Below are 13,887 nucleotides of genomic sequence, written 5' to 3'. Positions count from 1 at the left end.
TCGGCGACTTCGCCGGCTTCCTCGCCGCCTGGTCGTACTGGATCACGGCCTGGGTCTCCAACGCCGCCCTCGCCGTGGCCGCCGTCGGCCTACGGCGTCCTTGGCGCCACACGCAGCCGGATCGTGGCCGGGGCAGGCACGTCCGTGCCCGCCCCGGCCACCGCGCACTACGACGCCGTGCCCCTCCCCCCGACGTCCATGGCCTGTCGAGCAGGGCGCGGCGCTTCCGCGGGCCTCCTGCTGCCGAGCCACCCGAGCAGGAAGGCGGCCGGGACGGAGATCAGGCCCGGGGTGTGGAACGGGTACCAGTCGAAGGCCATGTCCGGCCAGAGCGCGTACTCGGTCCCGGAGACGGTCGGGGAGAAGAAGGTGAGGACGGTGCAGAGCGCCAGTCCCCCGTACACGGACCACACCAGTCCTCGGCGGTTGAACCCCGGCCAGAAGAAGGAGTAGATCAGCGCGGGGAAGACGCACGTCGCCGCGACGCCCAGCGAGAACGTGACCAGGAACTCGACGGGATAGCGGTGGACGGAGGCGGACAGCGACACCCCTCCGACACACAGGACGACGGCGCCGACGCGAACGGCCCACACCTCGCCCGTGGCGGTGAGGGGGCGCTTCGTCCGGCTGAGGACGTCGTGCGTGAGTGAGACCGCGGCGGCGAAGCTCACGCTCGTCACAGCCGTCAGCACGGCGAGGAACGCCACGCACGCCACGACGGTGATGAGGACCACGCGTGCCGTCGATCCGTGGTCGAGAACACCAGAGGCAAGGAGGATCGGGGCCGCCTGACCGTTCGCGTCGACCGTACCGATCCTCTCGCCGCCGACGACGGCCGCCGCCGCGAATCCGGTCGTGATCAGAAGGAGGTAGAGGGCGCCCGTCAGCCCCACGGCGATGCTCGTGGCCCGTCGGGCCGCCCGCCCGCTCCGTGACGCGGCGACACGGAGGATCAGGTGCGGCATCATCGCCATGCCCAGGACCACGATGATGTGGTCGCTGATCGTGTTCAGCGGACCGAGGCCCACCGTGTGTGCCCACAGCCCCCGGCTCAGGTATCCGTCCGGAGCCGCGCTCTGCTCCACCGCGGCCGTGAGCAGGCCGGCGGGGCTCCAGGAGAACTCGTGCATGGCGAGCAGAGTGACCACCGCGAGCGTCACGAGCGTGAAGGGCACCTTGACGACCTGGACGAAGCCGGTGCCCCTCAGGTCGGCCACCGCGGCGAAACAGGCCACGAGGCCCCCCATCAGGACCGTGCAGGCCACCTGGGCCGTGTCGCTCGACATGCCGATCAGGAGCGCCGCGCTGATGCCGGCCGCCCGCAGCTGGACCATGAGCAGCGGGATCGTGATGACGAGCGTCACCACAGCCGCCGCCGTGCGCGGCCCCTGGCCTGACGCCCGCAGGGAGAAGAGGCCGCCGAGCGTGTAGTGACCGCTGTCGCGGATCTTCCGGGCGAGCAGCAGCAGGACGCCGAGTGCGATGACACTGTCGACGGCGGAGGCGAGCCCGTCGTAGCCGAAGAGGGCGATGGCCCCCGTCGCCGCGAAGAGGGTGATGACGGTGATGTACTCGCCCGCCAGGGCGAAGCCGTTGAAGGCCGGCGAGAGGGAACGGTCGGCGGTGTAGAGCGTTTCCGGACGTTCGTCCTGGCTCGCGAGGGTGAAGACCCACAGCAGGCACAGACCGATGAAGATCAGAAAGGCACTTATCACGGGAGCTCGGGCGGCTGAGCCGACCGGATCGAGTACGCCCGAGCTCAGGAGGAGCGGAGTCGTCACCGGCTCACCATCCCGACTCTCGTACGGCGGAGGGCGGTTGGGAAGCCGGTGACCGCTCACCGGGATCGCACGGACGCGTGGACCGGTTCTCGTACCACCACGCACTGCCGAGGAAGACGCCGAGTTGCAGGAGGCACCATACGACGCCGAGCGTGAGGCGTCCGTACACGTGGAGTCCGGTGAGCGCGGTGGAGCAGGACAACGCGACGCCGATGCCGAGGGGCACCGCGTTGACGCCCAGGAACGTTCGCCCGACGTGCCGGTAGGCGCCGTCCGGGCCGTCACCGCGTCGGGGCTCGGGCGGTCGGGCGGCAGGAGTCGGGACGGGAGGGAAGCGCACGGAGCCTCCGGGTAGTTGGGGTGATGGGTGAGGTGACGGCGACCGGTTCGGGACGCGGGGCTCCGGCGGACGTCGGCGTATCGCCCTGCGCCGGGCCATCCACCGGTGGGGGCGGCGACCTTGGTGTCGCCGTCGGCGTGGCGTACCGAGAGCGAGATTCGATCTCGAATCGGATTTGAGTTTAGGGCTGCCCGGTGAGGAACTGTCAAGGCCCATCGAGGGGCGCGAGCGCCCCAGTTGTCCGCTGAAGCCGCGGCCGGCGGAGGGGTCGGCCTCGCCACCCGCTCTGCCACCGCCTTCAGGACAGGCGGGCGACCGGGCCCTTGGATACGTTGCACTCATGGAGAAGGACGTCTCCGCGTTTCTCGGCCGCCTGGCGCGTGAAGTGAGGCCGCGCTCGAATCAGTGGGCCGGCATCCTCATGCAGCGCATGCGCGGCGAGCTTCCGGAACTGTGGGAGCACGAGGACCTCGCCCGGGCCGCGCTGAGCGAGACGGCCGACCACGTCACGGCCTTCGTGGACGCCCTGGAGCACAACCGCGATATGACGCAGGCCGAGATACCACCTGCCGCCCTGGAACTCGCTCGCCGATTCGCCGAGGGCGGCGTACCGATCAGCAAGCTGCTCCGCGCCTACCGCCTCGGGCACGTCGCCCTGCTCGAGCTGTTGCAGGAGGAAGCCAGCCGGCTCACCGACGACCAGCAGCTGACCAAGGCCGCGATCCTCCGGCTGGTCGCGACGGCATTCGAGTACGTCGACCACAGTTCGGAGCAGGTGGTCACCGCCTACCAGGAGGTACGCGGACGGCGGATGCAGCGCAGGCTCTTCCTGACCAACGAGGCGAGCAGGCGGATCGGGACCACGCTCGACACCGCCCGTACCGCCCGGGAGCTGGCGGAGGTAGGCGTGGACCACTTCGCCGACCTCGTCACCGTCGACCTCCTCGAGTCCCTCCTCCACGACGGGGAGCCACAGCCGCCGACGGACGCACCGCTGCTGCGACGCATCGCCCAGCGTTCCGCCCTGGACGACTCTCCGGACTCCCCGGTCGGCACGGGCCGATCGCACATCTACCCGGCGGAGTCGGCGTCGGCGGAGGCGCTGGCCACGGGGCGGCCCATGCTGCTCCGGATCACGGCACCGGACGCCCCCGCTCCGTCGGCGCTGCCCGGCCCGCCCGACTTCGGCATCCACTCGGTCCTGCTACTGCCCCTGCACGCGCGAGGTGCCACCCTGGGCCTGGCCCAGTTCGCCCGCGATCGCACCGCCGCGCCGTTCGACGACGACGATCTTCTACTGGCACAGGAGATCGCGGCCCGGGCGGCGATGTACATCGACAACGCCCGCCGGTACACCCATGAACACACCACCGCACTCACCCTCCAGCGCAGCCTGCTACCGCAGGGGCCGGTGGAACAGTCCGCGGTCGAGACGGCCTCCCGCTACCTGCCCAGCGGGTCCCGGGCAGGCGTGGGCGGTGACTGGTACGACGTGATCCCGCTGTCCGGCGCCCGGGTCGCCCTCGTCGTGGGCGATGTCGTCGGCCGCGGCCTGCACGCCGCCGCCACCATGGGCCGCCTGCGGACCGCCGTGCGCGCCTTCGCCGACATCGACCTGATGCCCGACGAACTGCTCACCCATCTCGACGACGTGGTCATCCGACTCCAGAAGGAGGAGGCCCGCGAGGACGCCGAGATCAGCGCCACCTGCCTGTACGCGATCTACGACCCCGCCACCCGCCTGTGCTCCCTCGCCAGCGCCGGGCACGTACCACCGACCGTGGCGACTCCCTCGGCCGGTTCCAGGACGGTCGACTTCCCGGACCTGCCGATCGGTCCGCCGCTGGGGCTGGGCGGACTTCCGTTCGAGACGGCCCAGTGGGAACTGCCGGAGGGCAGTCTGCTCGCCCTCCACACCGACGGCCTCATCCAGGGCCGTGCGCGTGATGTGGGCGCCTCGCTGACGCTGCTGAGCGACACCCTCACACAGGCGTCACGGTCCGCGATGTCACCGGACGAGGTCTGCGACCGGCTGCTGACCACTTTGCTCCCGGGGCGCCGCGCCGACGACGTGGCGCTCCTGGTCGCGCGCACCCGGGCACTCGACCCCAGCCACGTCGCCACGCTGCACCTCCCCTCCGACCCTGCGGCCGTCTCCGGCGCCCGCCGCTTCACGACCGAGACACTGACCGCCTGGGGACTGGACGAGCTCTCCTTCGCCACGGAGCTAATGGTCAGCGAACTCGTGACGAACGCGATCCGCTACGGCAAGCCCCCCGTCCACCTGCGTCTCATCTTCGAATCCACCTTGACCTGCGAAGTCTTCGACACCAACAGCACTGCCCCTCACCTGCGCCGCGCCCGGACCTTCGACGAGGGCGGACGCGGCCTCCTGCTGGTCGCCCAGCTCGCCGAGCGCTGGGGCACGCGACACAGCCGCGAGGGCAAGGTCATCTGGGCGGAGCAGGCCCTCGGGTAGCGGCGCCTGCCGTCAGCGGGGCGCCCAAGAGCTTGACGGCACTTCTCTACGAGTTAAACTCGAACTCGATTCGAGGTCGCCTCTTACTCCTTGGCCTGCGCCGAGCCGGAGGCCCTCCACACCGCCCTGGAGCGCGTGGGCACACCGCGCTACAAGATCGTCGAGTCGGTGCATCAGGGACGTTCCCGACTCGGCCCTGACCGGGGCATCGCCGCGACCGCGTACTCGGGAGGTCCGGGAGCGGCGATGCCCTGGTCCTCTCCGACGGGGCGCCACGGCGGGCACACCGTAGGCGTCAGCCGCGCCGCCCCGGCTCTTCGGAGGCGTACGTCGCGAGGTAGGCGGTGACGAGGCGGCGAGCTTCGGCGATCGTGGCGTCGTCACCCGCGGGAGAGCGCCGGAACGCGACGTCGAAGAGCCGACTGCCCACCTCGAAGGCGAGCAGCAGAGGCAGCACGGGCGTGTCGGCGGGGACGAAGCCCCGCTCGACAAGGTGGCGCCAGAGCCGCTCCGCCTGCGCCTCGTCGAAGGCCCGCACCAGTTCGTCGAGCGTCTCATGGCGTCCCGCGAACCACAGTTCCGTGCAGCTCGGGTGCCGACGGAAGTAGTCGAGGTGGAGGTCGATCATGACGTCGACGGCCTCGGGCAGCGTCTGCGCCCTCGGGTTGTCCAGGGCGGCGCCGATCAGCGTGTCGAGCTCGCTCATGTGCTGCTTCAGGAGTTCGGCGTCGACCTGATGCCGGTCGGGGAAGTAGTGGTACATGGAGGCGGTCGGGATGCCCGCACGTTCACCGACGGCCTTGAGCGTGGCGGCCTCGTAGCCCTGCTCGCCGAGCAGCGCCGCGGCGGCGTCGAGGATGGCGCGCCTGCGCTCCTTCCCGCGGCGCTGTACCACGGTCGGGCGAGTCGGTGGCGGGGTCGTCGGTTTCTTCTCGAACACGATTCGAGATCGTATCAGTGACGCTCCCGATTTTCACGCGAACCACGGTTGACAGGTCCTGCACGACCCTTAGAGTCGAATTCGAATCGGGATCGATTATGCTTGCCGCGTGACGATCGGCGCCGCGCCGTCATCGCCGGGGAGATGGCCACGGTGGGCGACCCGATCACCGACCGGGCACCGATGTCGCTCCATGGCCGGCAGGCCCCGAGGTCGCGCTCGACGCCGGACTCGTCCCACTCAAGGAACGCTGATCATGCACTTCGCCTTCGACCCGCGCACCGAACTGCTCCGCGACAATCTGCTCGACCTGATGTGGAGTCACGTCCACGCGGCGGAGCCGGTGTTCCAGCAGCAGCTCGGGGCTCTCGACGACCGCTGGGCCTGGGACTCGGTCCCGGTCCTCGGCGACCTCCGAGCCGAGGCCCGCCGCCGTGGCCTCTGGAATCTCTTCCTCCCCGGTGACGAAGGGGGCGGCCTGACCCACCTGCAATACGCACCTCTCGCCGAGATCACCGGCCGCTCGCCGGAACTGGCGCCCGCCGTCCTCAACTGCGCGGCTCCGGACACCGGCAACATGGAAGTGCTCTCGATGTTCGGCACCGAGGCACAGCGCAAGGAGTGGCTGGAGCCGCTCCTCGCCGGCGAGATCCGTTCCGCGTTCGCCATGACGGAACCCGACGTCGCCTCCTCCGACGCCACGAACATCGCCACGTCGATCGTGCGTGACGGCGAGGACTACGTGATCAACGGCCGCAAGTGGTGGATCACCGGAGCGATGAACCCCAACGCCCGGGTGTTCATCGTGATGGGCAGGACCGACCCCGAGGCCGACGGGCACCGACGGCAGTCGATGGTCCTCGTACCCCGGGACACGCCCGGCCTTGAGATCAGGCGCGCCATGGAAGTCTTCGGCTACGACGGCCACGACCACGGCGGCCATGCGGAGATTGTGTTCCACGACGTACGCGTGCCGACCGCGAACCTCATCGGGCAGGAAGGCGACGGATTCGCGATCGCCCAGGCCCGACTGACCCCGGGACGGATCCATCACTGCATGCGCTTCATCGGCGTCGCCGAGCGGGCCATCGAGCTGATGTGCGCCCGCGCCGAGGAACGCGTGGCCTTCGGCAAGCCGCTCGCCCGCCAGGGCGTGATCCGCGACTGGATCGCGGAGTCCCGGGTGCGGATCGAGCAACTGCGCCTCCTGGTGCTCAAGACCGCCTGGCTGCTGGACACCGTCGGCAACAGGGGCGCCCACACCGAGATCCAGGCCATCAAGATCGCTACCCCCCGGACCGTCCAGTGGATCCTCGACAAGGCGATCCAGACCCACGGCGCGGCCGGCCTCTCCCCCGACTTCCCGCTCGCCCGCGCCTACGCCGGCATCCGCTCCCTGCGCTTCGCGGACGGTCCCGACGAGGTGCACAAGAACGCCCTCGCCCGCGCCGAACTCAGCCGAAGGGCCGCCGCGGGCGACGGTCGAGCGGCGGGAATCGACACATCGCAGCACCTCAGCACCGCGGCCAGGAAACACCCGTGACGAACGCGGGCCACGTCACCCTGGCGCAGCGCTCGCCGAACCAGGTGTCGGGGACCAGGTCGCCTTGACCGCGACCGGTCCCCAAAAACGATCAAGGGGCCGTTTCAGATTCCTCTGAAACGGCCCCTTGAACTGCGACTTCGAAAAGTCGGGACGACAGGATTTGAACCTGCGACCCCTTGACCCCCAGATGTGCGGGTCGGGGGTATTTTCCGGATATAGCAGACTTAATACGGGCGCAGAGCGTGCATCCACGCCTGCGCCGTTCAAGGTCGCGGACACTGTGTGGTCCCCAACTGGTCCCCAAGACGCACGCGCCTTCAGCGAGGCGCTCCCAACCCTCTTCCGCCAGAGAGCCCTCGCAGCGCCACCACCGACGTTGCCGCCGATCGACTCGCCGGTGTGAATGGCGGACTCACGGAAGTGCGTGCAGCCTGCACTGGTCCCCAGTTCTGGTCCCCATTCAGTGCCCGTAGAGCGCGGCTCGAACTGACCCCGAGTTCGACGCATTGAGAGCCACTGATGCCGGGCCGGGTTGGACATGCTGCCGAGCCGGGCGCGGTGCTGGAAGTCGCGGCGGGCGAACTGGACGTCGTCGAGGACGATCCAGCAGTCCGCCGCGAAGATCTTCGCGAGGGTGCTCAGCCGGGGGAAGAGGTTGGGCTGGTGGATCGCCACCAATCCCCCCGAGGCGGCTTCACCTGCCGATGAGCCTGCTGGTGAAGCCGGCGCGGATGAGCTCTTCGTACGCGGCACGCACATTCTCCGGGACGTCCTGCTCGATCGCGAAGCCCTGCTTCGGATACTCGATGATGCGCTGGAGGTCACCGACGAGCATGTCGATGACGAGCTTCTCGTCGCCGATGCTCTTCAGGTAGTCGTCGAACTCCATCGGTTCGGAGGCGCACAGCACTTCGACCTCGGGCCACAGCTTGCGGGCAGTGGCGAAGGAGCGGCGCTCCATGTAGGGCTTGGAGACGAGGAGCACCGACTTCGGGGTGATGCCGGCGGAGGCGAGAAGCTCTCGGGACAATTCCACGTTCTGACCCGTGTTGCCGGCGTTCGGCTCGACCAGGATCGCGCTGTCCGGCACGCCGAGCGTCAGGGCGTACTCGCGGAAATGGACCGCCTCGCCACGGGGAAAGACCTTCGCCGTGGTGGGGCTGTTGCCGCCGGTGAACACCAGGGTGGGGAACAGCCCGGTCCGGTACAGCTCGGCGGAGAAGGCCGCGACGCCGAGGTCGTGGCTTCCGAGACCGATCGCAACGTCGACGGGACGCAGCTCGTGACCCATTTGGTGGTGGTCCCAGACCAGCTTGGCGTTGCGGATCTGCTCGTCGTTGATGGCCGGCTGGTTGTCGGTCACTCGCTCGTCTCCCTGGTCAACGTGGTGAAGGGCTGGCTGGCCCATCGGCCGTCCTCCGGATGTCCGTGATGCTGCGGAGTTGGTGGGTCAGGCCGTACTGAGCCGCCCGCTTGGCAGCGTCATCGAGGACGCGTAACCCATCATCCAGGGTCGCGCGGTCGGACAGGAGGATGTGCCCGTACGCGGTGTCCAGTCGTACCCGCTGCATCGGCGCATCGGTGATGCCTGTGCTGCGGGCCACGTCGATGAGGCGAAGGGCCGCGTCGAGGTTGCCGGACCCACGGTGGGCGAGGGCGAGCTTCTGCTGTGCGACGGACCAGTCGTCCTGCTCGGCCAGGCCCTCGAACTCGCGGATGGCTCCCTCCATCACCCGGACCGCGTAGTCGTTGTTGCCGTCCTTGCTGAGGGCGGTGCCGACCCACAGGCGCGCACGGGCGCGGTCTCGTGGGGATAACCGCTCGTCGATCGCGAGGTCCTCGTACTGTCGAGCCGCAGTCTCCAGGGCACCGGACATCTCGGTGACGACCGCCAGGGAGAGGTCGAGCTGCGCCACGCGACGCGGGATGGCCAACTCGGTGTAGAGCGAGCGGGCCTGGGTGTAGCTCCGCTGGGCGGAGAGTGGGCCGACGACCGCCCCCTGGTCGCGCTTGAGATCACCCTGCAGGGCGATGGAGCGGGCGAGGAGGTACGTGCCGCGTTCGTCCAAGTCCGAGGGCCGGTAGGTGGACGACCACCGCCGAAGCAGGTCGTCCGCGAAGGCGAAATTCTGATGGGACAGTGCGACGACCGCGCGTTCGAGGTCGTCCGTCCAGGACTCGTACTCCCAGGCCCGGGGCCGGGGGATGGTGACGCGCGACGTACCGCCGGCCGGTCCCGTCCCCTCTCCTGCGGTGAGCTTGGCGAGCTCCGTCTCGAAACGCACGTGGGTCGCGGCATCGGCCCGGGCCAGCGCGGTGTCGAGGATGGCCTGGCTCTCGGTGTTGGGCCGCCGCTTGTCCCGGTACTTCTCCCAGTTGCTGATGGTGTTGACCGCGATGCCGAGGTGCTCGGAGTAGCGGCGCACGCTCAGCCGGAGTGCCTTGCGCAGGGCAAGCGCCTCCAGGCCGGTCCATTCGTGAACGGTCGCCACGTGCCACTCCCTTCCGATGCCCATCGAAGCATGCAGGCTCCGCGCCGGGGAGCGGTTGTGGGACAGAAGTGGGACAGACGTGGATTCCCGGATCGCGGGGCGGCGACCAGGCTCGGAGTGTCCCCCTTCCCCCGATCCGATGGGTGGTCACGACCATGGAGCCCCTTACGGAACAGCGGAACGTCGTGGGCCCGCTCGTGTTCGGATTCCTGCGGCTCGTCGGGGTGTCCGAGAGCCGGCAGCAGGCTCTCGCCGAGGCCGTCACCGACTACTGCCGCCGCCACGAACTGACCTTGGGCGGCATGTACATGGAGCGGCGCACGGCGACATCCTGCGCGTTCGTCGGCATGCTCGACGCCGTCCAGGCCACTCGCCCGTACGGCGTCGTCTTCCCCACCTGGTCCCACTTGGGCCCCAAGGCCATAGCGGCTGAACGCCGACAGCGGCTCAACGCGGCCGGCGCGGAGATTCTGCTCGTACGAGGGGTCCGGCCGGCCCGGACCCGCGATTCCGCCTCGACGCCGGCCACGGGGAGCACCACCTCATGAGCCTCAACCGGGAACTGCTCCTGCTGGACAGCCGCCGCATCGACGGTCTGGCCAGCGTCCTCGACGCCCCGCAGCACCAGAAGAGCCTGACGCTCACCGCCGACGACAAGGCTCCACGCACGGCACGCTCGTTCACCCGCGAAGCCCTGACCGCGTGGGGCGTGGAAGACCTCCTGGACCACGTCGTGCTCATCGTCAGCGAACTCGCGACGAACGCCGAGCGCCACGGTCAACCTGCGGTGCGGCTCAACGGCGTGGGACAGACCGAGCACGACCAGCACCGGGACGAGATCACGCTGACCCTCGCCCTCCAGGCCGGCGTCGTGGGGATCGAAGTGGAGGACAACTCCCCGGAGCCCCCTGTCCCGCGGATCCCCTCCCCCTACTCGACCGGCGGACGTGGCCTGCTCCTCGTATCCGCCCTGGCTGACGCCTGGACCGCCTGCCCCAAGCAGAACAGCAGCGGCAAGCGGGTGGTCGCCTTCGTGAGGCGTCCCGAGAGCTCCGACGCCCCCTGATCCACTCCACTGGAGAAGCCCATGCCCACTCTGCCCAGACTCTCGCTCTCGCCCCTGAAGGTGCTGCTCCTCGACCTGGACGGCGTACTCCTCGACACCCGCCCGGTCATGGAGCGCGCATGGCAGCAGGTCCTGCAAGAGCACGGTCTCGACGTGCCGTTCGAGGAGTACGAGCGCCACCTCGGCCGACCGTTCGCCGACATCATGGAGCGCCTCGGATTCAGCGAGCCCGAGCCGCTCCGCCGTACGTACGACGATGCATCGATCACCGCGTCCCACCTCGCTCGCGAGTTCGACGGAATCACGGAAGTCCTCCACGGCTTCGCCGCCGCCGGCTGGCGCCTCGGCATCGTCACGTCCAAGCCCCTCGACCGGGCGGCCCCCCTCTTGACCGGCCTCGGATGCCCGTTCTCCACGGTGCGCACGCCGAACGGTGGTGGTCGCGGCAAGCCCGCGCCGGACCCGGTGCTCCTCGCGTTGATCGACTTGGGCGTCGACCCCGCCGAGGCCGTATACGTGGGTGACATGCCGGTCGACGAGGAGGCGGCCGGCCGTGCCGGAGTCCCCTACATCCACGCGGGGTGGGGATACGGCCGCCCGACCGTCCCCTCCGCTGTGGTCGCCGACTCTCCGAAGGACCTGCTGCGGCTCCTCGCACCGGGCCCCTTCATCGAAGGGAGCCTCCTGTGACCTCCCACCGCAGCCCCCTCGGCCTGGCCCGAACCGACCTGGCCGGGCCGCCCCATTGGGCGCTGGTCGGCGAAAGCACGCTGGCGACCCTGACGTCCGACTGCATCGCCACAAGAGAGCTGGAGGCCCTCCCGCTGGACCCTCAGGAGCTTGGAGTGCTCGTCGAACACGTCATGAACGCTCTCCAGGTGTACGGCGGCACGCTCGCGACGACGCCTTCCAGGGCCGACTGGCTGTACGTCCAGCACGTGCCGGTCCGCCGCCTGTTGGCTCACGTCGTACGCAAGCTGATGGCGCTCAGTTCCTGGGAACCGTTCACGAAGGCGCCCGGCCCGCTGCAGCTCGCTCCGCACGAGGGGCTCGTCGGGCTGCGGAACAGCAGCTCCCGGGAGTACCGCACCTACACCGTCACGTGGTCCGGCATCGCGTATCTCCTCGGGGCAGCCGCCTTGTACAACCCGTTCCGTACGGCGCAGCTGCGGAACCTGGAGTCGGTGCGCGTCGACAGCACGGTGCCGAGCCCTCCGCCGTCGGGGCTTCCGTGCACCGACGTCGTCGCGCTCTCGTGGTCGTCCCGCCATGCCGCCACTCTGCTTCCGGTGCTCGAAGACCTGGCACGTGGTGGACGGTCGAGTCTCCTCATCGATCTCGCCACGGATCCGGCAGAGCGCTGCGACACCCCAGCCGACGAGGGCATCAGGCTGGTTACGCCTCCCCCTGGCCTCTTCGGCCTGTCGGGAGCCGTGGAGCGCCTGCAGGTGCGGGACGACGAGCACGTCGTCCAGGTGGGGAAGCACATCGTCCGGCTCGCGCGTCTGGTCCGGCTCCTGGCCGTCCTGCTGGAGACGAGCGGGGGATGTACCCAGCCGTCATGGCGTTCCGTGATCCGTCTGGAGACCTGGCTGAACGGTGTGCTGGCGGCGTCTCGTCCGCACACGCTGCTCGTCAGCAACGACACCAGCCCCATTGGCGCGCTCGCCGTTCACCTGGCCGACCGCCGTGGCGTGAACACGGTCCATATGCAGCACGGTGCCTGGACCGCGGAGTCGGTGGCATGGCCGGCGCTGCACAGCCGGGACATCGTCGTCATGGGTAAGCGTGACGCCGCTCTCGCCGAGGCGTGGGTACGACACCCGGACGCCGAGGTCCACGTGCTGGGCCAGCCCCGCTTCGACACGCTCGTCGGTCTCGACCGCGAGGCCCAACGGCGCTACCTGGGCGCGGGCGAGGTCGTGGATGCGGCGGGCTTCGAGGTAGCCGCCGACGCGGGCCGGCTTGATGTTGATGATCGAGCAGGCGCCGAGGGAGATGGCAGCAGCGGCGTCGGCGGCGGACTCGATGGACTCGTCCAGGCAGATCGGGGTGCGCAACAGCCTCGCGAGCTGGGCGTGCTGGACCATGTCGTCGTTGGCGAGGGGCTGCGGAACTCGACAGCCTCGCCCTGTCCGCGTACCTCTCCCTCGGCGACTTCGCCCGCGCCGAGTTCTACGGCCACCGCTGCCTCGCCGGTCTGCGCCCCCACATGCACCGCTCCAAGGCCATCGCCACCGCCCGCGTCGCACGGGCCCAGCTCGAACAGGGCGACGTCGAACCGGCCGTGGCCACCGCCATGTCGGTCCCCGCCGACCAAGCCGCACTGCATCCCCGCGTCGTCGGGATGCTGCGCACCTTCGGTACCCGCCTGGACGCCATCGCACCGAACACCGCACCCGCACCCACTTGGACCCAGTACGTCCGCGACACCCGGAGGACACCCGCATGACGATCCGACTACGCCGGTACAACGACCTGGAGCAGGCCGCCACGCCGCTGATCGCGGCGTACGAGAAGGTCCGCGAACCGCTGCTGCACCTGCCGAACTACGCGGTGCCCACCTTCGCCGACCGCTTGGAGCGGCACGGACGGGAGCCGGGGTTCGTGGTAATAATCGCCTTCGACAACGAGGGGAATCCGGTCGGGTACGCGTACGGCAACACCGTCGAGGCCGGCGACCGGTGGTGGACCCGGGCAGAAGGCGTCGACCCGAAGCACACCACCGAGCCCTGCCGGGCCCTCAAGGAGATCGGCGTGACCGTGCCCCACCGAGGGACCGGCCTGGCACGACGCATCCACGACAGACTGCTCGCCAGGCGGACGGAGCCGGTCGTAGCGCTCATGGTGAACCCGACCGCCGGGGACGGGAAGGTGCAGGGGGGTATACGAGGGTTGGGGCTACAAGACGATCGGCAGCGCCCAGCCCTCGCCGAACTCCCCGCCGCTGGTGATGATGCTCCGCTCGACCCGCTGACGCCACCCGATCCACACGAGATCACCGCCGTGACCCTCGTACCCGAAGCAGGAGGCCGGCTCACCATCGGAGCCGGGCGGGCGGGTGACGGCGCAGTTCGGCAGGAGGCGAACGCAGTAGGGCTTCCCCGTCTCCCACAGCGCCCGGTGACTGTCCGCGGGTTGATCCCGACGATCCGGCTGGCCTCTCGGCTGCTGTAGCCCTGCTGCATGAGCTTGAGATATACCTCGCGCATGGCCCGCAAGGGCAGCGGCGGCCGGAGCCTC

12 protein-coding genes and 2 pseudogenes are annotated in these 13,887 nt (G+C 69.6%); 7 read left to right on the top strand and 7 right to left on the bottom strand.

The features are described from left to right. Positions 1–167 precede the first annotated feature (167 nt). Positions 168–1,715, bottom strand: coding sequence for a transporter (locus ABZ939_RS10175; protein WP_361851289.1), 1,548 nt, complete (start codon positions 1,713–1,715; stop codon positions 168–170). Between the two features lie 70 nt (positions 1,716–1,785). Continuing rightward, entirely contained in the window at positions 1,786–2,121 is a 336-nt protein-coding gene (locus tag ABZ939_RS10170; protein ID WP_361851287.1) for a hypothetical protein, read from the bottom strand. A 340-nt stretch (positions 2,122–2,461) separates the two neighbouring features. Here ABZ939_RS10170 and ABZ939_RS10165 point away from each other — a divergent pair, with 340 nt between their 5' ends. Continuing rightward, on the top strand, positions 2,462–4,600 hold the full coding sequence (locus ABZ939_RS10165; protein WP_361851285.1) for a SpoIIE family protein phosphatase: 2,139 nt from the start codon (positions 2,462–2,464) through the stop codon (positions 4,598–4,600). A 295-nt stretch (positions 4,601–4,895) separates the two neighbouring features. On the opposite strand, the gene ABZ939_RS10160 is transcribed toward ABZ939_RS10165, so the two are convergent. Further along, positions 4,896–5,540: a TetR/AcrR family transcriptional regulator gene (locus tag ABZ939_RS10160; RefSeq protein WP_361851283.1), complete on the bottom strand. Its 645-nt coding sequence runs from the start codon at positions 5,538–5,540 to the stop codon at positions 4,896–4,898. 256 nt (positions 5,541–5,796) lie between these two features. On the opposite strand from ABZ939_RS10160, the pseudogene ABZ939_RS10155 reads away from it, so the two are divergent. Next, a pseudogene (locus ABZ939_RS10155) lies at positions 5,797–7,002 on the top strand (acyl-CoA dehydrogenase family protein); the annotation flags it as partial. Positions 7,003–7,098: 96 nt separating this feature from the next. On the opposite strand, the gene ABZ939_RS10150 reads toward ABZ939_RS10155, so the two are convergent. Genes ABZ939_RS10150 through ABZ939_RS10140 form a run of 3 tightly spaced genes read right to left on the bottom strand, consistent with a single transcriptional unit; the run spans position 7,099 to position 9,578 of the window. Beyond that, positions 7,099–7,845, bottom strand: a complete 747-nt coding sequence (locus ABZ939_RS10150; RefSeq protein ID WP_361851281.1) for a WbqC family protein — start codon at positions 7,843–7,845, stop codon at positions 7,099–7,101. Beyond that, positions 7,781–8,449: a YdcF family protein gene (locus ABZ939_RS10145; RefSeq protein WP_361851279.1), complete on the bottom strand. Its 669-nt coding sequence runs from the start codon at positions 8,447–8,449 to the stop codon at positions 7,781–7,783. The genes ABZ939_RS10150 and ABZ939_RS10145 overlap by 65 nt, the downstream gene beginning before the upstream one ends. Before the next feature lie 16 nt (positions 8,450–8,465). Further along, entirely contained in the window at positions 8,466–9,578 is a 1,113-nt protein-coding gene (locus tag ABZ939_RS10140) for a hypothetical protein (protein ID WP_361851277.1), read from the bottom strand. Positions 9,579–9,733: 155 nt separating this feature from the next. Between ABZ939_RS10140 and ABZ939_RS10135 the strand changes: the two genes are divergently transcribed. Genes ABZ939_RS10135 through ABZ939_RS10125 form a run of 3 tightly spaced genes read left to right on the top strand, consistent with a single transcriptional unit; the run spans position 9,734 to position 11,334 of the window. After that, positions 9,734–10,126 (top strand): hypothetical protein, encoded by a 393-nt coding sequence (locus tag ABZ939_RS10135; protein ID WP_361851275.1) that lies wholly within the window; start codon positions 9,734–9,736, stop codon positions 10,124–10,126. After that, entirely contained in the window at positions 10,123–10,644 is a 522-nt protein-coding gene (locus tag ABZ939_RS10130) for an ATP-binding protein (RefSeq protein ID WP_361851273.1), read from the top strand. Before ABZ939_RS10135 ends, ABZ939_RS10130 begins: the two co-directional genes overlap by 4 nt. Positions 10,645–10,665: 21 nt before the next feature. Beyond that, complete coding sequence (locus ABZ939_RS10125; RefSeq protein WP_361851271.1) at positions 10,666–11,334, top strand: HAD family hydrolase; 669 nt, start codon at positions 10,666–10,668, stop codon at positions 11,332–11,334. Positions 11,335–12,203: 869 nt separating this feature from the next. Here ABZ939_RS10125 and ABZ939_RS10120 read toward each other — a convergent pair. Continuing rightward, a pseudogene (locus tag ABZ939_RS10120) lies at positions 12,204–12,755 on the bottom strand (enolase C-terminal domain-like protein); the annotation flags it as partial. A gap of 101 nt (positions 12,756–12,856) precedes the next feature. Between ABZ939_RS10120 and ABZ939_RS10115 the strand changes: the two are divergent. Continuing rightward, on the top strand, positions 12,857–13,096 hold the full coding sequence (locus tag ABZ939_RS10115) for a hypothetical protein (protein ID WP_361851269.1): 240 nt from the start codon (positions 12,857–12,859) through the stop codon (positions 13,094–13,096). Then, positions 13,093–13,821, top strand: coding sequence for a hypothetical protein (locus tag ABZ939_RS10110; protein ID WP_361851267.1), 729 nt, complete (start codon positions 13,093–13,095; stop codon positions 13,819–13,821). Before ABZ939_RS10115 ends, ABZ939_RS10110 begins: the two co-directional genes overlap by 4 nt. Positions 13,822–13,887 lie beyond the last annotated feature (66 nt).

The organism is Streptomyces sp. NPDC046712 (assembly GCF_040645695.1).
GTDB lineage: Bacteria > Actinomycetota > Actinomycetes > Streptomycetales > Streptomycetaceae > Streptomyces.
Note: the sequence above shows the minus strand (reverse complement) of the source record. Positions and strands in the feature narration are given on the sequence as shown.

Coding starts and splice junctions, on each gene's coding strand:
- ABZ939_RS10165 (WP_361851285.1), top strand. CDS start 2,462: ATGGAGAAGGACGTCTCCGCGTTTCTCGGCCGCCTGGCGCGTGAAGTG.
- ABZ939_RS10150 (WP_361851281.1), bottom strand. CDS start 7,845: ATGTGCGTGCCGCGTACGAAGAGCTCATCCGCGCCGGCTTCACCAGCA.
- ABZ939_RS10135 (WP_361851275.1), top strand. CDS start 9,734: ATGGAGCCCCTTACGGAACAGCGGAACGTCGTGGGCCCGCTCGTGTTC.
- ABZ939_RS10130 (WP_361851273.1), top strand. CDS start 10,123: ATGAGCCTCAACCGGGAACTGCTCCTGCTGGACAGCCGCCGCATCGAC.
- ABZ939_RS10125 (WP_361851271.1), top strand. CDS start 10,666: ATGCCCACTCTGCCCAGACTCTCGCTCTCGCCCCTGAAGGTGCTGCTC.
- ABZ939_RS10115 (WP_361851269.1), top strand. CDS start 12,857: ATGCACCGCTCCAAGGCCATCGCCACCGCCCGCGTCGCACGGGCCCAG.
- ABZ939_RS10110 (WP_361851267.1), top strand. CDS start 13,093: ATGACGATCCGACTACGCCGGTACAACGACCTGGAGCAGGCCGCCACG.